General features: G+C 39.3%; 17 protein-coding genes. 5 read left to right on the plus strand and 12 right to left on the minus strand.

Features of this window, described 5'->3' with window-relative positions:
- Positions 1-144: 144 nt before the first annotated feature.
- Positions 145-471: a helix-turn-helix transcriptional regulator gene (locus GHI45_RS08500; protein ID WP_187230108.1), complete on the plus strand. Its 327-nt coding sequence runs from the start codon at positions 145-147 to the stop codon at positions 469-471.
- On the opposite strand, the gene GHI45_RS08505 is transcribed toward GHI45_RS08500, so the two are convergent.
- From GHI45_RS08505 to rlmH, 9 genes are all read right to left on the minus strand, one after another.
- Entirely contained in the window at positions 446-5,335 is a 4,890-nt protein-coding gene (locus tag GHI45_RS08505; protein WP_147780287.1) for a PolC-type DNA polymerase III, read from the minus strand. The two genes, GHI45_RS08500 and GHI45_RS08505, sit on opposite strands and share 26 nt — an antisense overlap.
- A gap of 302 nt (positions 5,336-5,637) precedes the next feature.
- On the minus strand, positions 5,638-7,488 hold the full coding sequence (locus GHI45_RS08510) for a proline--tRNA ligase (RefSeq protein WP_147780286.1): 1,851 nt from the start codon (positions 7,486-7,488) through the stop codon (positions 5,638-5,640).
- A gap of 38 nt (positions 7,489-7,526) precedes the next feature.
- Positions 7,527-8,783 (minus strand): RIP metalloprotease RseP, encoded by a 1,257-nt coding sequence (rseP, locus tag GHI45_RS08515; protein WP_147780285.1) that lies wholly within the window; start codon positions 8,781-8,783, stop codon positions 7,527-7,529.
- Between the two features lie 32 nt (positions 8,784-8,815).
- Complete coding sequence (locus tag GHI45_RS08520) at positions 8,816-9,613, minus strand: phosphatidate cytidylyltransferase (protein ID WP_147780284.1); 798 nt, start codon at positions 9,611-9,613, stop codon at positions 8,816-8,818.
- 20 nt (positions 9,614-9,633) lie between these two features.
- Positions 9,634-10,374 (minus strand): isoprenyl transferase, encoded by a 741-nt coding sequence (locus GHI45_RS08525; RefSeq protein WP_147780283.1) that lies wholly within the window; start codon positions 10,372-10,374, stop codon positions 9,634-9,636.
- 156 nt (positions 10,375-10,530) lie between these two features.
- The gene (gene yajC, locus GHI45_RS08530; protein ID WP_147780282.1) at positions 10,531-10,857 is read right to left on the minus strand and encodes a preprotein translocase subunit YajC; all 327 of its coding nucleotides are present in this window, start codon (positions 10,855-10,857) and stop codon (positions 10,531-10,533) included.
- 89 nt (positions 10,858-10,946) lie between these two features.
- Positions 10,947-11,687, minus strand: a complete 741-nt coding sequence (locus GHI45_RS08535; RefSeq protein ID WP_147780281.1) for an ABC transporter permease — start codon at positions 11,685-11,687, stop codon at positions 10,947-10,949.
- Between the two features lie 9 nt (positions 11,688-11,696).
- Positions 11,697-12,560, minus strand: a complete 864-nt coding sequence (locus GHI45_RS08540) for an ABC transporter ATP-binding protein (RefSeq protein ID WP_147780280.1) — start codon at positions 12,558-12,560, stop codon at positions 11,697-11,699.
- Between the two features lie 94 nt (positions 12,561-12,654).
- On the minus strand, positions 12,655-13,134 hold the full coding sequence (gene rlmH / locus GHI45_RS08545) for a 23S rRNA (pseudouridine(1915)-N(3))-methyltransferase RlmH (RefSeq protein WP_147780279.1): 480 nt from the start codon (positions 13,132-13,134) through the stop codon (positions 12,655-12,657).
- 331 nt (positions 13,135-13,465) lie between these two features.
- Between rlmH and GHI45_RS08550 the strand changes: the two genes are divergently transcribed.
- Complete coding sequence (locus tag GHI45_RS08550) at positions 13,466-14,683, plus strand: S1C family serine protease (protein WP_147780278.1); 1,218 nt, start codon at positions 13,466-13,468, stop codon at positions 14,681-14,683.
- A gap of 35 nt (positions 14,684-14,718) precedes the next feature.
- Here GHI45_RS08550 and GHI45_RS08555 read toward each other — a convergent pair whose 3' ends face one another.
- Positions 14,719-15,165: a hypothetical protein gene (locus GHI45_RS08555; protein ID WP_147780277.1), complete on the minus strand. Its 447-nt coding sequence runs from the start codon at positions 15,163-15,165 to the stop codon at positions 14,719-14,721.
- A gap of 153 nt (positions 15,166-15,318) precedes the next feature.
- On the opposite strand from GHI45_RS08555, the gene GHI45_RS08560 reads away from it, so the two are divergent.
- The 3 genes from GHI45_RS08560 to GHI45_RS08570 are packed head-to-tail and all read left to right on the plus strand — an operon-like array spanning position 15,319 to position 17,946.
- Entirely contained in the window at positions 15,319-16,317 is a 999-nt protein-coding gene (locus tag GHI45_RS08560) for a glycosyltransferase family 4 protein (protein WP_147780276.1), read from the plus strand.
- Positions 16,318-16,344: 27 nt separating this feature from the next.
- Positions 16,345-17,679, plus strand: coding sequence for a glycosyltransferase family 4 protein (locus tag GHI45_RS08565; protein WP_147780275.1), 1,335 nt, complete (start codon positions 16,345-16,347; stop codon positions 17,677-17,679).
- 33 nt (positions 17,680-17,712) lie between these two features.
- The gene (locus tag GHI45_RS08570; RefSeq protein ID WP_054639182.1) at positions 17,713-17,946 is read left to right on the plus strand and encodes a DUF1797 family protein; all 234 of its coding nucleotides are present in this window, start codon (positions 17,713-17,715) and stop codon (positions 17,944-17,946) included.
- An 80-nt stretch (positions 17,947-18,026) separates the two neighbouring features.
- Here the strand turns inward: GHI45_RS08570 and GHI45_RS08575 are convergent, their stop codons facing one another.
- Together GHI45_RS08575 and GHI45_RS08580 are read right to left on the minus strand one after the other, a co-directional pair.
- Positions 18,027-18,776, minus strand: coding sequence for a tRNA1(Val) (adenine(37)-N6)-methyltransferase (locus GHI45_RS08575; RefSeq protein WP_147780274.1), 750 nt, complete (start codon positions 18,774-18,776; stop codon positions 18,027-18,029).
- Positions 18,777-19,175: 399 nt separating this feature from the next.
- On the minus strand, positions 19,176-21,125 hold the full coding sequence (locus GHI45_RS08580; RefSeq protein WP_147780273.1) for an alpha-amylase family glycosyl hydrolase: 1,950 nt from the start codon (positions 21,123-21,125) through the stop codon (positions 19,176-19,178).
- Positions 21,126-21,205 lie beyond the last annotated feature (80 nt).

Below are 21,205 nucleotides of genomic sequence, written 5' to 3' on the forward strand. Positions count from 1 at the left end.
ATTCTATTTATTATTATTTGGCAATAGTAAAAAGTATCAGTTTTGTTGACTTTTTAAATCAGCATCGTTATTTACTAATTTTAGTAGTAAAAAAAATACATATATGGTAAAATGGTTAAAATAGTGAATAGAGAGAAGGAACTTATGAAAAATGAATCTTTAGGAAAAATTATTCAAGAAGCTAGAAAATCAAAAAAATGGACTCAAGAACAATTAGCAAAACATCTTTTCACATCAAAACAAGCAATCTCAAGTTGGGAGAACGATCGAACTGAGCCAGATTTTTCATCACTGAAAAAAATTATTAAATTACTTAATATTGATATTCATAAAATTTTTTTAACTTTTTATTTATTTCATCTCCCATATTTATTGAAAATAACTCCTTCTTCTTATATATTATTTAACAAAAAAATCCTGTCAGCTCTGACAGAATTTTTTTATTTTAGAATAAGTCATCAAACAAGCTGAGTTGATTGTCGTCTGGCATACGTTTGAGGACACCCATGTTATCGAGGGCTTCAACAATGGTTTGTGAGACGCCTCCACGTTTTCTGAGTTCCATTTTGCTGAGGAATTCGCCTTCTTTACGTGCTTCAACAATTTGTTTTGCAACGTTTTCTCCCAAACCATCCATTGTAACAAATGGTGGAATGAGGGTATCGCCGTCAATAACAAAATCAAGTGCATCCGAACGATACAAGTCAATCTTACTGAATTTGAAACCACGCTCAAGCATTTCATTGGTCAACTCAAGGGTTGTCATCAATGCTGTTTCAGTGTTGGTGGCGTCAAATCCTTTTTCTTTGATTTCTTTCATCTTGGCTTTTACTGCCTCAAGTCCTGCACCCATGACCGATAAATCGAAGGTTGTTGCACGGATAGAGAACCACGCACAATAATAATAAATTGGATAATGAACTTTGAAATATGCAATCCGGAGTGCCATCATGATATAGGCTGCCGCATGGGCTTTCGGGAACATGTACTTGATTTTCGAACAAGACTCGATGTACCATTCAGGCACATCATGGGCACGCATCTCTTCGATGTATTTCTCGCGTTCGTCGGTTGGGATTTTGAACCACATTCCTTTACGCACGCGTTCCATAATCGTAAATGCCATACCGTTTTCAAGTCCTTTGTGAATCAGATAAACCATGATATCATCACGACAGCCGATAACTGTTGACAGATCGGCAATTCCTGAACGAATTAAATCTTGCGCATTCCCTGACCAAACGTCCGTTCCATGTGACAGTCCAGAGATTTGGAGCAAATCAGCAAAATTCTTTGGCTTGGCTTCCGCAATCATATTCATTGAGGTAAAAGTTCCCATTTCTGGAATACCAAGCGTGCCAAGAGTAACGCCGTTTAGTTGCTCAGGTGTAACACCCAAACTTTCAGTACTTGTAAATATTTTATAAACTGCTGGATCGTCCATCGGAATATCCTGTGGCACAATACCAGATAAACTTTGCAGTTTTCGAATCATAGTTGGATCATCATGTCCAAGAATATCAAGTTTCAAAATGTTGTCGTGAATGGCATGGAAATCAAAGTGAGTCGTTTTCCAAGTTGCATTGACATCATCTGCTGGAAATTGGACAGGTGAGAAATCGTACACGTCCATATAAGATGGGATAACGATAATCCCACCAGCATGCTGACCTGTCGTTCGTTTGACCCCTGTTGAGCCCATTGCGAGACGATCGACTTCTGCATTACTGTAGTATTGATCATAATCTCTGGCAAAACCTTTGACAAACCCAAAGGCTGTCTTATCCGCAACGGTACCGATTGTTCCGGCACGGAAGGCGTATTCGTCTCCAAATATATCACGCACGTCCAAATGGGCAAAAGGTTGGTCATCGCCTGAGAAATTCAGGTCAATATCGGGTACTTTATCCGCTTTAAAGCCTAAGAAGGTTTCAAATGGAATGTTATGGCCGTCTTTTTTGAGCGGATGATTGCATTTTGGACAGTTTTTATCTGGCATATCATAGCCTGAACCAACTGATCCGTCATCATGTTCTTCAAAATAACGACATTCTGGACAAATATAATGCGGCGGCAATGGATTAACCTCGGTAATCCCAATCATTGTTGCCACTAATGAGCTACCGACAGAGCCACGAGATCCAACGATATACCCACGTTTGTTAGAACGAAAAACGAGTTCTTGTGCAATGATATAAATAACGGAGAAACCATTTCCCACGATGGAACGTAACTCACGCTCAAGACGGGCATCAATCATATCAGGGAGCGGATCACCATACAATTCATGCGCTTTTTCGTAAGCCAATCTAACAATCCGTTCTTCTGAACCTTCGCCACCTTCAAATGTCATGACTGGCGTATAAAGGTCATCTCTGACGGGTGTCAAGGTATCAAAACTGTCCGCCATTTTATTGGTGTTTTCAATGACAATTTCACGCGCTGTCTTTTCATCTAAGAAATTAAAGGCGTCAAGCATTTCGTCAGTGGTGCGGAAATGTGCTTCTGGTAATGGCAATGGTTTTGCGTGCTCGCCATGTCCTTGTGTCCAGTTGATTTCAGCACCTGGCCCAAGTGAGCGAACAATGATTTCACGATAAATCGCATCTTCTGGATTGAGATAATGCGAGTTTCCAGTTGCCAAAACTGGTTTGTCCAAAACTTTTCCGACCTTTATCAAATCTTTGATGGTCTGCTCAACTTCTTTTTCGTTCTTGAAATTCCCGCCGACAACCAATGCACGATAAAGTGCTGGTGGCATCACTTCGATGAAATCATAGAATTTGGCAATTTCAACCGTTTCTTCAAAGCTTTTATTCATGATGGCATCAAAAACTTCGCCCACTTCACAGGCTGAACCCACCACAATCCCCTCACGGTGCTCTTGTAAAACAGACCGCGGAATGCGTGGCACACCTGCAAAATAATTAACGTTGGAATAGCTCACCAACTTAAATAAGTTTTTCAAACCTGCTTGCGTTTTAGCATACAGGGTCATGTGTTTTGGACGGACTCTTTTAAAGCTGTCAGCACTGACAAGCTTGCTGTTCAAGTCTAGCAATGATGTCCAACCCAAGTCGCGAATATCACGTAATTCGAGCAAGAAAACCCAAAGTAAGCGTGCCGTAGCTTCGGCATCTGAGTCTGCCCTATGGTGCGCAGCGCCCAAATCAATTTGGAATTTTTTGGTCAACTGTCCCAAACCAAAACGTTTCATGTCGGGGAAAAGATTGCGCGCAAATTCCAGCGTATCAATAACCGGCTGCGTAATCGTTGGCAAGCCGTTGCGTTGATAGTTCATGTTCATAAAACCAACGTCAAAGGTCGCATTATGGGCAACCAAAATTGAGCCTTCGCAGAATTTTTGGAAATTGGTCAGCACTTCATAAAGTGGCTTCGAATTTTTAACATCATCATCTGTAATTCTAGTTAGTTCTGTCGTAAATTCACTCAAACGATAGCCCGGATTTAGAAACTCAACAAATTGGTCAATCGGATTTCCTTTGTGCATCTTTGTCGCCGCAATCTGAATAAGATCGTTGTGAACAGCTGAAAGTCCTGTTGTTTCAACGTCAAAGACCACATAGGTGGACTCGTACATGTCAACATCAGTTTCGTTATAGACGATTGGAATTTTATCTTCAACCAGATTTGCTTCCACACCGTACAAAATTTTGACACCCAGTTTTTTCCCCATTTGATGCGCATGCGGGAATGATTGCAAACCACCGTGGTCAGTAATGGCAACTGCCTTGTGACCAAATTTGTGTGCCAATTTAACCAAATCTTCTGGCGTTGGAATGGCGTCCATTTGGCTCATGTGTGTATGGGCATGGAATTCGACACGTTTTTCCTCAGACTTATCTTCACGTACATTTTGTGTTGGAATTTCAATCAAATCATTCAACTGCAATGTCAAATCGTTTTTGAAATTATCCCGTTGAACATTCCCACGGACACGGCACCAAAGTCCTGCCTTGACTTGTTTGGCCAATGCGATTTCTTGATCACCACGCACCCATTTTTGAATGTAAAAACTTGACGTATAGTCAGTCATTTCAAATTCAAGCAGGTAGTTAACATTTCCTGTTTTGCGGGATTTAATTTCACGTAATTCAGCCTTGAAAACATAGCCTTCAAATACAAGGGGGCCATTGGCCGAAAATTCACTAACCGAACGCATTGGCGTAATTGGTTCATTGTTTTTAATTTCACGGCCAATTTGAATTTTGTCAGATTTGACCGCCTTGATTTGCATGCTGACACGATCAGCATTATTTTTCGCTTCAATCTGAACCACGGCATTGGCAGTCATTACCAATTCATCTTTGTATTTATCATGTTCAATATTTCCTTGAACACGGAGCCAAAGTCCATCAGCACTGACAGGATTTTCGTCCTCGTTTGCTGCCGCTACTTGCTTAACGATTTGATCAAATTGAGCGATTTCTTCGTCTTTTCTGCCCCACTTAGAAATCTGGAAAGTCGAAGTATCATCTGCCATTTTCAACTCTAAAATATGGTTGGTTTTACTTCCATCTTTACTTTGAAATTCGCGGTGGCTGGCTTCAAAAACGTAACCTTCAAAAATAACACCTAAACCTTCAGCAGAAATGAAAGCCATCGAGGTCATCGGACTCTGTCCAGAAATTTTCCGTCCAAATGAAATACCATTTGACAAGGCAGTTTCAACAAATTCAGGTTTTTCAGAAACCGTTTCTGACTCTCGTTTTTCCGCACGCTGTTTTTTCTGTGACTCCACCTGCTGTTGTTCAACAGCCACTTGAGCCATGCTGTGATTGATTTTTTCTTCGTGTGCTGCTTTTATTTGAGCCGTTAATTGTTCGTCAACCATTGGTCGTAAAACAATTTTTCCAAAGCCAAAGTCAGCAAATTTTTCTTCTAATTGTGGAAAATAATTTTTAACAAAGCGATCCAGTTGAGGATTATCCTCCACCATCAAATTGATTTGATTTTCGCGCAAGACGAGATGATATTTTTTGAAAATACTCGAAAACGAGGTTTCATCAAAATCAGGCAGAGTCAAAATATATTGATAATATGCATTGAGCAACTGCTCATCAAACTGCGGATTTTCAATACTAATTTTAATATCTGTTTTTGCAATCGTGGCAAATGCGGCAGCTGTCAGCTCTGACAACAACCGATAGGCATTAACTGGTAAAATTTCTGAAAAATTAAGCTGAAAATCCCAAAACTGACGTTCTGTATGGACTTGTACTTCTCTTATTTCAGCAGTTTGAAAAAGAGGCTGCTCACGCCATTCGCGTGGGAGCTTAATCTGATCCATCAATTTTTCAAAAAGATTTTCCATGATTTTATTTCTTCCTTTATTTGATTTTGCCCTATTTTCAAGGCTTCCTCTTGAACTTGAAACACCTGTCAGAGCTGACAGGTGATTCATTTTTTATACTAGTTAACCTCTAAACGACTTTTTAGTCGTTTAGTAGATTGCTACGCTGTCCATTGGCTGTAAATCGCTGAAGCGATAACGCCAAATGGCAACTGCAGATATACTGCCTTGCGCTAGCGCAAGAAGTGGTTTGCGTAAAACGCAAACTTTAACTTCTATATTTTTTAGAAGTTAAACAGTATTAATTATCATCGAGAATATGATTATTTATTCAAAATTTCAATCGTATTTACAAGTTCATCTTTATTGATTTCAATAACTTCACTTGTCGCACGAATTTTGACTTCGACGATGCCTTCTGCGGCTTTTTTACCGATTGTGACACGAACTGGAAGTCCAATCAAATCGCTATCTGCAAATTTAACGCCGGCACGTTCATTACGGTCATCGACCAACACTTGATAGCCTTTGGCACGGAGTTTGTCTTCAAGCTCTTGTGTCAATGCCATTGCTGCTTCGTCCTTTGTATTGACTGGAACGAGGTGAATGTCATAAGGTGCCAATTCTTTAGGGAAATTGATACTCCAGCTATATTTGAATTCGCCTTTTGGTGTTTTTTCAACATAAATGCGTGCAAATTGTTCCAAAACGGCTGACAAGAGACGACTTACGCCGATACCGTAACAGCCCATGATGATTGGCATTGATTTACCGTTTTGGTCAAGAACATTTGCTCCCATGCTGTCAGAATAACGTGTTCCAAGTTTGAAAATGTGTCCAATTTCAATCCCTTTCGCAAATTTAAGCGTTCCACGTCCGTCAGGTGAAACTTCACCTTCATTGACTGTACGTAAATCAACGTATTCTGAAACTTGGAAATCACGTCCTGCATTTGCATTGATGTAATGGAAGCCATCTTCGTTTGCACCAAGAACAGCATTTTTAACGAGTTCAACTTCACGGTCAGCAATGATTTTGATGTCTTTGAGTCCAACAGGACCAAGTGAACCAAAATGTGCACCAATCAATTTTTCAACGTCTTCTTCGCTAGCAGCTTCAAGGAAATCAGCTCCCAAGAAATTCGTCAATTTGACTTCATTGAGTTGATCATTTCCACGGAGCAATACAACGACAAGTTGGTCATCTGCATTGTAAACCAATGTTTTGATGGTTGTCATTGGATCAATATCCAAAAATTCAGCAACTTCATCAATTGTTTTTACATTTGGTGTTGCTACTTTTTCGAGCTCAAGTTCTTCTGTATAACTTGCTGTCTTTTCAAAGAGGTTTGAAGCCATTTCGATGTTGGCTGCGTAGTCGCCACCTTCAGCATAAACGATTGTATCTTCACCAGCAGTCAGCCAAGCAGAAAGTTCTGCTTGAATGTCTTCTAAAGTTGTTTGTTGGAGTTCATCGATTGATTCAATATTTTTGCTCAACACTACCCATTTGTCAAGGTCTGTTCTGTCAGCAGTGACAGCCATAAATTCTTGGCTATCTTTTCCGCCCATTGCACCACCGTCACCAATGATTCCCTTGAATTCAAGACCGGCACGTGTGAAAATACGTTCGTAAGCGTGTTTGTAGTCTTCATAAGTTTCATCAAGACTGTCATAATTTGCGTGGAAGCTATAACCGTCTTTCATGATGAACTCACGACCACGTAAGAGCCCATAACGTGGACGTTTTTCGTCACGATATTTTGAAGCAATTTGGTAAATGTTCAATGGCAATTTCTTGTATGAAGTGATTTCGTCACGAACCAGTGCTGTCATTGTTTCTTCATGCGTTGGGCCAAGGATAAAGTCTGATTGGTCACGGTTTTTCAATTTGTACAAATCTTCACCGTAAGTATCGTAACGACCTGATTGGCGCCACAAATCTGCTGTCAACAAGGTGGGAGCCAAAAGTTCAACTGCACCGATTTCTTCAAATTCTTCACGCATGATGGTTTTCAATTTTTCCAAAACGCGGTTGGCAAGTGGAAGGTAAGCATAAATCCCTGCTGAGACTTGACGTACATATCCTGCTCGAACTAAAAGTGCGTGGCTAATAACTTGTGCATCGGAAGGCATTTCACGAAGCGTAGGAATAAGCATTTTTGATTGTTTCATTTTATTATATTTTCCCTTTTTTAAATAACGTTATCATTTTAGCGAATGAAGGCGCGCATAATATCATTCCACATGACTGCAATAAAGAGTACAATCATGAAAACCGCCCCAATCATCGTAATAATTGATTCTTTTTCTTGTGAAAGTGGTTTGCGTCTTACTGCTTCGATAAGATTGAGTAAGATTTTTCCACCGTCAAGTACTGGAATAGGCATCAAATTTACCAAGCCCAGATTGATAGACAGCATTCCTAAGAAGCTGATGACCGTAATGATTCCCCCTTTGGCAGCCTGTCCGCTCATTTGATAAATTGCAACAGGGCCACCTAAATCATTTAGTGACGGTCGTGAAATCAACTGACTCAGCGCACGTCCAATCGCGGTGAACATATAAGCTGTTTGCTCAAAGCCACCCGTAATTTTATCCCAAAATCCTGTTTTTAGGCTTTGACGTATGCCAATGAGATAAGTGCCATCTACTTTTTTAGGCGTTACTTTCACTTCTTTTTCAGTTCCAGCCTGCTCAATCGTTAAATCAAGCGTCTTACCTTCAGAGGATTGAATTTCTGTCACGGCATCCGACCAAGTTGCCGTTTTTTGTCCATTGACAGCCATGATTTTATCATTGGCTCTCAAACCTGCTGAATAAGCAGGTGTGCCTTTCTCGACACTTCCGATAATGTTTGCTTGGTTGGCAACACCGCCTTGCATGAAAACAACGACGATGAATGCAATCAGTCCCAAAATAAAATTATTCAAGGGACCTGCAAAATTGGTCAAAATCTTGCCTATAATGCTTGCCGATTGATATTGAACATCAAGAGGTGCAATGCGCACTTCCGTTCCGTCTTCTTCAATAATGGTTGCATCATGGTCAACGGCGAAACGTTTCATTTCGCCAAATACTTCACCTTCAATGTAAAGGTCTTGTTCAAAGTCATAATCCGTTACCAAAATGGGAACGGCATTGTCTAATTCTACTCGGTCTGACAAATTGATCCGAGTAACTAAATTTTCGCTGTCAGTACTGACAACCAAAGCTGCTGGTTGTCCTTTTTTAATTTCTGTTTTATCTTCGCCCCAACCGGCCATGCGGACATAACCACCGATTGGCAAAATACGAATGGTGTAAAAAGTGCCGTCTTTCGCTTGATGGGCAAATGTTTTAGGCCCCATTCCAACAGAAAATTCTCTCACGAGAATTCCTGCACGTTTCGCCCACCATAAATGACCATATTCGTGAACAACAACAATCACTCCAAATACGATAATAAATGTTATGAGAGTTTCAATCAATAAAAATCTCCTTTTTGCTGTTTAGCTTTGATTTAAAATAAACCTAAAATGTGCATGACTGGGAAAACGAAAATCAAACTGTCAAATCTGTCCAAAATTCCGCCATGTCCTGGCAACAATTTTCCTGAGTCTTTCACACCAAAATGGCGTTTGATACTTGACTCTACAAGGTCGCCAATTTGTCCAACAACTGAGAAAATCACAGTAAACAAAATGAGACGCAAGTAGCCAATTTGTGGCAATTCTTTACTGTACAAGAAGTACATGATGATGGCAACTACGACTGCACAAGCGATACCGCCCAATGAGCCTTCAACCGTCTTATTTGGAGATACAGATGGGATAAGTTTATTTTTCCCAAATGATTTCCCGATAAAATAAGCTCCTGTATCTGTTGACCAGACAATGAACAATGCCAAAAAGACAATCGCAATCCCTGCTTCACGCGCAGCTAACAAGTTTTGGAAGCCAATCCCTACATAAAATGCACAAAGGAAGGGGAAGCCAGCATCTTCAAAGCTATATTTGCCTTTTGAAAAGACCATTCCCGTCAGCATGGCAAAGACAAAAATTGTAAAGAGGCCAAAGCCACGATCAATATTTAATCCTAACCAGCTTTGCCCAAAAGGCATTGCCAAACTAAGTGCTGCAAGTGTTGCTAATATTCCTTCAAAAGATAAGAGATGCAGTTTTGCCATTTTGAAAAGTTCTTGCATGGCAATAATGACAAGCAAACCTACCAATATTTGAAAGTAAATGCCATTATCCAAGACGAGTAGGCTTAGGAAAATTGCTCCCGCAACTACCGCTGTAATAATTCGTTGTTTCATTGCTCCTCCATAGAACTTTTTTATTTATTTTTAACCCCACCAAAACGACGATCGCGTTTTTGGTATTCTAGCAAGGCTTTATCAAATTCATCTTCGTCAAAATCTGGCCATAAGGTTTCTGTAAACAATAATTCACTGTATGCAGACTGCCAGGGCAAGAAATTAGACAAGCGTTCTTCGCCAGAAGTTCTGATAATCAAATCCGGATCACGCAAGCCTTCAGGAAGAACATTTGTTTGCAAATAAGCTGAAATTTCTTCTTCTGTCACTACTGACAAATCAATTCCTGCTGCTGCCATTTCTTGAATGGCTAAAACAAGTTCCCGACGGCCACCGTAATTTAAGGCGAAATTCAATATCATCCCTGTATTCCCAGCAGTTTCACGGGAAGCACGGTCAATTGATGCCAAGGTTGCCTTAGGCAATCCCTCACGTTCACCCATCCAACGAATTTGAATGTTTTCTTCGTTTAAGATTGGGACATATTTGCTATAAAAATCAATAGGTAAACTCATAATAAATTTGACTTCATCAAGCGGTCGTTTCCAGTTTTCTGTCGAAAAAGCGTAAACTGTCATGGCCTTAATGCCGCGATGTTGTCCGTGAATAGCGACGTTCTTAAGAGTGTCCATTCCTGCACGGTGACCAAAGATACGTGGTTTCCCCTGTGCTTTTGCCCAACGTCCGTTACCATCCATAATGATGCCAACATGATTTGGAAGTGGAATATCATCTTGTAAGTGGTTTAAATGATTGTTCATATTACCTCACAGTTAGTATTCCTATTTTACCATATTTCTACAGGTTTTTGTATCATAAATTTTGAATAAATTGTATTTTTTGGAATAAAAAAAGCTTGTCAGCCTTGATAAGAACGTTCAATTGAACTTTTCTCTTTGTCAGCGCTGACAAAACTCTTAATTTTCTTCGATTGGATTTTCTGAAGCTACTGGAGCTTCTACTGTTGCTGTTTCAGCAGTTGCCGGAGCTTTTACAGTTTTTACAGCTGCACGATCGAATGTCAAGATTACGCCTTCGCAATCCAATTCGATTGTTCCTTTAGCTTCATTGATGCTTGAAAGCACACCGTGTAAACCACCGATTGTAACAATTTCTGAACCTGTTTTCATTGAATTCAGTTGTTCTTGGCGTTTTTGTTGTTGTTTCTTTTGTTGACGGTTCATGAAGAACATCATTCCACCAAAAACAATAACAATCAATACTAATGACATTGAACTACCCATTTTTATATTTCCTCTTTATCTTATTAGCCCATTTTTTTGAACATTGTAATAATTTTATCATAGTATGACTGCCCTGTCAAATTTGATTTTTATAAATCTTGCTTCTTAAGCATCAGATATCCTGCAAGACCAAACGCCACTATTTCCGCGACTGAAAAGAAAGTTGCCACCCAAAATGTTGGCATTGAACTAGAACTTGCAAAAATCGCAAGGGATACCGTAATCATATTTGTAAAAATGCCAATTCCAAAGTTAATGCCCAGATAAACAAAGATGCCCCAGAACTTGCCTCGTGTGATGATTACCACAAAGTAAAGAATGACAATCATGGCGATTGCAGAAAAAATCGTATCAAATAACATAAGCCAAGCTTCACTGCTCGTAAATGATGACGCGAAACTCTGAACGGCTGAAATAAATGCTTTGTTGAAAAATCCTAAAAGCAAAACAACCGGAATGAAACCAATGACAAGATAAGCCATCAGATTGGTCAAGATTGTCGCAAAAATTTTAACAAAGTAGTAATCCGTCCGCTTAACGCCACTCGCAATCACCAAACTCAGAACTTTATTGTTATAATCCGTACTCAACAAATGCCAAGGATAAACAATCGCAAAAGCCAAAGTACCTAAGATTAATCCAACTGCAAATGTGGTTTCAAAAATCGCAAGTGTGTTCGATGTTGACATGGTTGGATCCTGTGAAAAAAGATAAACGCCAATTCCTGCTGCAACTGCGGATAGGCCAGTCAAAATGGCAATCACAATGAGATAAGCCTTGTCCCGAAAATTTCGATACATTTCCATTTTAAAAATACTTGATTTTGTCATTTTCGCCTCCTAGTTGATATGCTCAGAAAATTTTGCTTCTTTTCTGATTTCCTTGAAAACAAGCCCTTGATTTACAGCCGCTTGGAAAATTTCTTGATAAGCTTTTGGCTCTGCCTCAAAAATCACCTGTTCCAAATCGACTTGATAGCGAAGTCCAGCCTGCTCCAATAAGTTTGTCAGTGCTGACAGCTCATTGACAAAGACTTTATAAACAGAAAGTCGGTTTTGATCCGTCAAATCAATCGGCGCTGCGAATTTTCCTTCAGATAAAACAAAAACTTCATCACATAAAGACTCAATATCTTCTTGAACATGGCTTGAAATCAAAATTGTTTTTCCTTTTTGTTTCAAATCAAGTAAATAATGTCTGAACCAACGCACTGCATCTGCATCAATGCCACGTAAGGGTTCATCGAAAATCAAGACTTCGGCATCATTCATCAACGAAATCAAAAGCAGCAACTTTTTGGTCATGCCGAGTGAATAAGTCGATACTTTTTTGTTCAAAACATCAGAAATTTCCAAGGACTCAGCCAATTTCATTGCGTTGTCTTCATCAAAAGTGCCACGCAAACCACCAAAATAGCGCAAATTAAACCAGCCTGTATAAGATTTGTAGAGTTCGATGTCATCCAGTAAAATTCCTACTTTTGTCAGTACTGACGGAAATTGACGCACATCTTGGCCATCAAAAGTAACTTGTCCTCCGTAATTTGTAATGATATTGGTCAAACTCTTAAAGAAAGTCGTCTTTCCAGCACCATTTTTTCCTACAATCCCATAAATTTTTCCTTCATCAAAGCTAGCAAATCCATCGATGATTACTTTTTTTGCGCCGTAGGTCACATTTAATTTTTCAACATTTATTTTCATTGGAGCCTCCTTTTGCCTAATTATACCACGTAAATTTGCCAATCAAAAAAAATTCCCAAATTTGAGAATTTTTTTACTTATCCACAGGAATTGTTTATTTATGATAGGCAGAACCGCGATTGATCATTTGTGCGCGATAGATTTGTTCCATCAAAACCAAACGCATGAGTTGATGAGGCAAAGTCATTCGCCCAAATGAAATCTGAACATTGGAACGTTCGTAAACACTGTCAGAAAGCCCAAGCGAGCCACCAATCACAAGAACTAGATTTTTCGTGCCATAAATTTCAGAGCTTTTGACCAGCTCAGCCAGTTCTTCTGACGACATCAATTTTCCTTTGATGGCCAGGATGACAAGCTTGTCGTCAGCACTGACACGCGCCAAAATCTTCTCTCCCTCGCGATTTTTGACTGCTGTTCTCTCTTTCTCAGAAGCATGGTCAGGAATTTTTTCATCCGCAAGCTCAATGATTTCCACAGGAAGCATGGTGGATAACCTTTTTTGATACTCCGCAATTCCTTCTTTCAGGTATTTTTCCTTCAATTTCCCCACAACAATAAGTTTTATCTTCATTTTTTCTCACTTTATTTTTATTTCTCTACTAAATTTACCAAAATTTATGATAATTTGGAAAGATTATCCTCCTTTTTCACTAAAATTTGTCTTTTCCCCCTTTGAAAATCTTATGAAAACGGGTAGTTATCAACAAATTAACTCTTTTTTCCACTTTTCTGTGGAAAACTTCTTGATTTATTCCACTTGTACACAAAGTTATTTTTTTTATCCACAATTATGTGGATAACTCTCTTATCATTTCCCTTTTACCAACAATTAAGGTACTATTAAGTATATGGGTATAAAATTATTCTTATAAATTTATTAGAAAACAAGAAGGGGAAAACTCATGCAAAAAGGTGACATCACTAAACTCGTTTTAACTGGCGTTGTTGGCGGTGCAATCGCACTCGGGGGAAATGCGGTCTATCAGCAAACTCAAGGAAGTACAACGAATTCATCTTCCAGCTCTTCACCAGTCAGCACAGTAAAAGTAAATGTCAGTACTGACACAACTGCTGCTGTAAAAAAAGTATCAAATTCTGTCGTTTCCGTTTTAAATTATCAATCAAGTAGTTCTAACGATATCTATAGCTCCATTTTTGGAAATAGCTCAAATTCTTCAAGCAGCACTTCTTCAGGTCCTGCAAGCGAAGGTTCTGGAGTCATTTATAAAAAAGATGGTGATACAGCTTATATCGTTACCAACAATCACGTTATCGAAGGAAATACTTCTCTCGAAGTCCTCCTTGCCGGTGGTCAACGTGTGAAAGCAACTGTTGTCGGTTCTGACTCTTATACAGACCTTGCCGTTTTGAAAATCAGTTCTAAAAACGTTAAATCTGTTGCAACTTTTGCCGACTCAAGTAAATTGACCATTGGTGAACCTGCGATTGCCGTTGGTTCGCCACTTGGTAGTCAGTTTGCCAACACAGCAACTGAAGGAATTGTTTCTGCCATCAACCGTCAAGTATCCATGACAAATAGCGAAAATCAAAACGTCAGTGTCAATGCCATTCAGACAGACGCTTCAATCAACCCTGGTAACTCAGGTGGTGCTTTGATCAATATCGAAGGTCAAGTCATTGGGATTACTCAAAGTAAATTGACAACGACTGAAGACGGTAGCACAACTGTTGAAGGTATGGGCTTTGCAATTCCATCAAATGATGTTGTCAATATCATTGCCAAACTTGAAAAAGATGGTAAAGTTGTTCGTCCAGCACTCGGAATTACAATGTATGACTTGTCTAATTTCAGCACTGATGAACTTTCAAAACTCAAACTTCCAGACAGCGTTACAGGTGGAGTTGTTGTTAACAGCGTTCAATCTGGCATGCCAGCAGCCGTTGCAGGACTCAAGCAAGGCGATGTCATTACCAAGATTGGCGATACTACAATCACTTCTTCTACTGACCTCCAAAGCGCACTTTACAAGTACAGCGTTGGAGACTCAATCAAGGTCACTTATTACCGTAGTGGTAAAGAAACGACTGCAACACTTAATTTGAACAAATCAAACAGCGACTTGCAGACATCAACTTCAAGCAGCTCTACAAATCCTTAAAAATAAAAATATCTCCTCGGAGATATTTTTTTATTTTAATAAAGACTTTTTAAAGCAGCAGCCGAAATAATGCCCCCTACAATGATTAAAGGATAGCAAATCGCGAGAACTGTGATACTATTCGAACTCAAGCCATAAGCATAAAATATGGGGACAAGATAGCCAAACATGGGCAGCAAAGGTGTATAAGTCCTTGCATAAAAGGTGCGATAAGCATAAATGAAAATTCCAAAAGCAATCAAAAAACCAATCAGAAATACAGAGATTAAGAAAGGAGAGTTAATTTGCCGCTCATTTCCTGAAATTCTTACCAATCCACCTGACATCAATTTAGAAATTTTAATGTAATAGTTTCCGTTGGTTTCATATTTGTACCAATCGACCTTATAAACAATCAGGTGTAGCATGGCATAAGCCACAACTGCGAGGCATGACAGTACTGAGTAATACAAAATTCCCCAACGTAAAAGATGTTTTTTCATTTTACGCTCCTTTTCGATGAAATATTTTTTATATTATATTACATTTTGTATTTTATAGATTATTTAAAATCGTAAATAAAATCAATTTTCAGCCTTTTGCCCTAAAATGAGCTATCAATTCTCATTACATTTGTGGTAAAATAGAGGGTAAGCATGAAAATTTTACTATACTTAGGAGCCGAAGATTTTCTGAGTCACTCAGGAATTGGCCGCGCAATGAAACATCAGCAACGTGCGTTGGATTTGATGCACATTGATTGGACAAAAGATCCAAATGATGATTATGATATCTTACACCTCAATACATATAGTCCCAACAGCTGGAAAATTTTGAAACAGGCCAAAAAAGAAGGGAAAAAAGTGATTTTTCACGGCCATTCAACAAAAGAAGATTTCCAAAACTCTTTCTTGCTGTCCAATTTTATCGCCCCGCTCTTCAAAATGTATTTACTGCGCTTTTATCGCGCTGCAGACTTGATAATCACGCCCACCGAATATTCCAAGAGTCTTATTCGTTCCTACGGCATCGAATGTCCTATCATTCCTATTTCAAACGGAATTGATTTGGCAAAATATTCACGTTCTGAAAAGAAGGAAGAAGCCTTTCGTCAGCATTTTAACATCAAAGCTGGCGAAAAAGTGGTCATTACGGCCGGGCTTTATTTTATGAGAAAAGGAATTGACGACTTTGTCAAAGTCGCTGAAAAAATGCCTGACGTTCGCTTCATCTGGTTTGGTTATCAGAACCTGTGGACAATTCCAGGAAAAGTACGTCGTATCGTTAAGAAAAAGCACCCGAAAAATGTTGAATTCCCTGGATATATTTCAGGAGATGTCTTTGAGGGCGCAATGACGGCGGCTGATTGCTTCTTTTTCCCTTCACGAGAAGAAACAGAAGGCATTGTTGTGCTTGAAGCATTAGCAAGCCATCAAAAAGTGGTTGTTCGAGACATCCCCGTTTACAATGGCTGGCTTGATGACAATTCTAGCGCGATGGCAAGCGATGTTGACGGCTTCGTAGCTGCTTTGCAGGACGTACTTTACAACAATCTTGATAAAACTGCTGCAGGATATGAAGTTGCTCAGTCACGAAGCATTGAAAAATCTGCCGAACAACTTTTAGAAGCTTACAAACAAGCTTATAATCAATAATTAGAATGTTTAGGGAAGTTTATCATTATGAGAATTGGTTTATTTACAGATAGTTATCTCCCACAAGTCAGTGGGGTAGCTACAAGTATTCAAACACTAACACTAGAACTCGAAAAATTAGGGCATGAAGTTTATATTTTTACAACAACAGACCAAAATGCCGACGTTGACCATGAACGCAATATCATACGCCTCCAATCCATTCCTTTTGTCTCATTGGCAGAACGAAAGATTGTTGTCAAAGGCGTTTTTGCTGCCTATCTGATTGCACAAGATTATCATTTGGACATTATCCATACACAAACTGAATTTGGTATGGGAATTTTAGGGAAAATGGTCGCCAATCAGCTTCATATTCCTGTTATTCACACCTTGCATACCAAATATGAAGACTATGTCCATTACATTGCCAAAGGGCGCATCATCCGTCCTTCCATGGTCAAATACATCGTCAGAAATTATCTCAGAGGAACTGAAGGAATTATTTGCCCAAGCGAAATGGTTCTTGACACCGTCAATGGTTACGGTGTTAAAATCCCCAAACGCGTTATTCCAACAGGAATTGAAATCAATCGCTTTAAGCGCCCCGATATCAATGCTGACGATATTCAGAAACTCCGCGAAAAACTGGGAATTAAAGCTGAGGAACGCATTTTGCTTTCTTTGTCTCGCATTGCGCCAGAAAAGAACATTCAAGCAGTCGTTCGTGCCTTACCTGAAATGCTCAAAGAATTCCCTGTACGTTTGGTCATTGTCGGCCACGGCCCATACGAAGATGATTTGAAAGCATTGGTCAATGAATTAGGGTTGAACGACGCTGTTCTCTTTACTGGTCAAGTCAATAACGAAGAAACCGCCTATTATTACAAAATGGCTGACTTCTTTATTTCGGCTTCTACTTCTGAAACACAAGGTTTGACTTATCTCGAAGCCATTGCTGCTGGTACTCGCGTCTTGGCTGCTGACAATCCTTATCTTGAAGATTTGATCAGCGATGACGAGTTTGGACGCTTGTTTGACAGTGAAGAAGCCATTGCTGAAACGGCATGTGCTGCTTTTAGAGATTTCAAACCAATGGATAAAGAAAAATACGCAGATAAACTTTACGAAATTTCTGCTGAAAACTTTGCTAAGCAAGTTTATCTTTTCTATTTGGATGCCATTATCGAATATAAAAATCGAAAACATTATGAAGAAAACCGTCTCCCAGCAAGAATGGAAGATGCTGTTCGACAAATGCCCGTAACTGTTACTCGTAGCATTAAGCGTGAACAAATTCGTGCAAAATATTTTGCCAGAAAAGCTAGCAAAATAGCGAAAAATCTACAGACTTATGTTAAAATAGATAAGGACAAAGAGTGAGAGAAATCTGACTTATTTGAAAGGACATAGAAAATGAAATCACATTTATTAGCGATTATGAACCGCTTGAACCGTTTGGTTGAAAGTGGTGACCCAAAAGAAACGTATAACTTTGAACGCGAAGGCGAAATCATGGCAACTGTAAGCTTCGCAACTGACGAAGAAGGCAATGGCGTTTTCTCTATTCGCTACCCTAAGCAAAAAGATGCTGCCTTGTTCGATGATATCGACCTTGTAGCCATTGAAATCTATGATATGATTTACTAATCAACAGCTTCGGCTGTTTTTTTATTTCTGTCAGTACTGACAGGTTGAAGATACGCAAAAAAAACAGCCTATGGGCTGTTTTAATTTTTTCCATAATAAATTTCTTCAATTTCTTTCGTATATGAGCCATCTTCATGATGAACAATCAAAGGAGGTAAGAAAATTTCGCCACCTGGTTTGCCATCTTTAATGGCATCAATCAGCAAAATATTGGCGGGTAAATCTGCTTTAGGATAAACAAACTGAATCCATTTAGGCTGTAAATTATTCGCACGCATCTTATCGACAATCTCAAAAAAACGTTCTGGACGGTGTACCATTGCCAAATGACCATTTGATTTGAGCAACTTTTTAGAGATTTCAAAAATCTCATCTAAATTCGTAGCCAACTCGTGACGCGCCAATGTATAATGCTGACTTTCGTTGAGATGACTGTCTTCGCCAACTTTAAAATAAGGCGGATTGCAAAAAATCAAATCCGTACTCGAATTTGAGAAATAATTCATGGCTTGATTAAGGTTGTCATTGATGACAGACATTTGTTCATCAAGCCCATTCAAACTGATGGAACGTTCAGCCATTTTTGCCAGCCGTTCTTGCAATTCAAGTTCAATGATTGACGCTTTGGTTCGACTACTTGCAAATAAACCAACGGCCCCATTTCCTGCACACAAATCAACAATTTGGCCTTTTTTTGGCAATCGCGGAAAACGTGCCAGTAAAATGGCATCAATACTAAAACTGAACACTTCTTTACTTTGTATAATTTGAACGCCAGAATCAGCGATTTCATCAATCCGTTCGTCAGGCTGTAATTCGATTTTTGTCATGTTCATATTATAGCATAGCACGCTCATTAAGCGACCATTTTACTATTACTGCACTAACTAAAAAACAGTTTACTTTTTAGTTAGGCTGCTAGCGCAGCTTTCCTTGTTCGCTCACCGCTCCAAGGGCAGTCATTTGCAGTCTAACTAGCCATTTGGCATTGCTGCTTTAGCGGCTTACAGCCAATGCCTTTGTTGTTTGAACTTTAGTTCATTACAGATAAAGGACAAATGGTTTAAGGACAACGAAGTATAAAATCTAAACGATTTTAAAGTTAGGCTAGTATATTTTCACGCCCCTTATTTATTTGTGTTGACACTGGTGTAACCCTGTCAACGCTGACAATAAAACCTCCCACACAAAGTGCAGGAGGTTGACAACGTGTTTACTGTAAACTTCGTTTACAGGTTGTTGACTTTAAAGACCATTGCTGTGCGTGGTGCAAGAATAAGACTCAGCTTGCCTTTTGACCAGCCAAAACTACTTCTTGGACCAAAGCCACCATATTTATTATCATCTGTATCAAAAATCAATTCAGGTTTTTCATCTGTCATCAATGACAACTCTTGCTCATAACTTGGATGGAAATTGAATACAAAGAGTAAATCACCTTTTTGATAAGCTAATAATTTATCAGAGTTTTTCACCCATTTTTGCTGTAAACTTTCTGTCTGAGCCAGAAATTCATGATGACGTTCCAAGGCAATCATGTCTTGGTCAAATGCCAGCAGATATTTAAAGCGTAAATCTTGGTTGTCAGCAAGAGACCATTGTCTGCGGGCATGTTGGAAATCATCACCATTTTCTTGCCGAGGAAAATCAAGCCATTCTGGGTGTCCAAATTCATTTCCCATGAAATTCAGATAGCCTTCGCCAGCCAAACTAAAGGTTACCAGACGGATCAATTTGTGCAAAGCAATGGCGCGATCAATCGTCAAAGATTGACTTCCGGTGTCCATTTTCCAATAAATCTCAGCATCCGCAAGCCACATCATGATTGTCTTATCACCTACAAGCGCTTGGTCATGACTTTCCGCGTAACCAATATTTTTCTCACCTGGGCGACGCGTCGTCAATTCCCACCAAAGACTCATCAAATCCAATTGATCATCTGATTTTTCCTTGAGCTGCTTGATCCAAAAATCAGGAATACCCATTGATAAACGATAGTCAAAACCAATGCCGCCAGCAGAAATTGGCAAAGCCATTCCTGGCATTGCTGACATATCCTCAGCAATAGTAATAGCATCAGGATTAACTTGACGGATCAATTCATTGGCCAACATCAAATAAGTTACTGCTTCAACATCCGTATTGAGTGAGAAATATTTACTATAATCTGTAAATGCTGTACCCAGTCCATGATCGTGATAAAGCATTGAGGTAACGCCGTCAAAGCGGAAGCCATCGAAATGATAGACATCCAGCCAAAACTTCAGGTTGGACAATAGGAAATGCAAGACTTCATCTTTACCATAATTAAACAATTTCGTATTCCATGCTGAATGTTCGCCACGCGCACCTTCGTGGAAATATTGACTTGTTGTTCCATCAAATAAATTAAGGCCATCGCCTACATTTTTGACCGCATGAGAATGTACAACATCTAATAAAACGTGTAAACCTAATCCATGTGCTGTGTCAATCAATTCCATCAAATCTTCAGGCTGACCAAAACGACTAGAAATCGCATAAAAGTTGGATACTTGATAACCAAAACTTGAATAGAGCGGATGTTCCATAATAGCCATCAGTTGAATGGTATTATAGCCCTCTTTTTTAATGCGTGGCAGCACATCACGCGTGAATTCTTTGTAAGTGTTAATTCGATATTCTTCTGTCGAAATTCCGATATGTGCTTCATAAATGAGCGGTGCCTCAGTCATTTTCGGCGTTTTATGCTTGAAAGTATATTGAGGATTGACGATAACACCGTCAAGTTGTGCTTGCTCGTTGGGAATGGCATACATGGCATAGCTTGGTACTCGATACACCGTTTGTCCACTTTCCAAAATCAATTTGACTTTTACTTTGGAACCTACTGGCAGTTGGCCTGGCACCACAATTTCCCAAACGCCACCATAAGAAGGTTTCAACTCAAAATTATTATCCCAGTTGTTAAAATCTCCAACCAGATAGGCTTTCTTGGCTGCTGGTGCCCATTCACGAAAAGTCCAATGCTTCTCTTCTTGCTGGAAGCCAAAATATTGATAGCCATTGGCAAAATCCTTTAAGCTACCATCAACTCCGAGTAACCTCTTTTTAGTCCGAGCATATTCAAAAAGTCTGAAAGAAAGGTCATCTTTAAATGGCTCAAGATATGGGTCATAGTCTAAAATATTTAAAGGCATGGTTGTCTCCTTTTTCTTCTACTCTATTTATCTAGCACTATTCTACCATTTTTGTAAAGGTTTTCATAATATAAATGTGA

This window comes from Lactococcus sp. dk101, from assembly GCF_009601055.1.
Taxonomy (GTDB): domain Bacteria; phylum Bacillota; class Bacilli; order Lactobacillales; family Streptococcaceae; genus Lactococcus.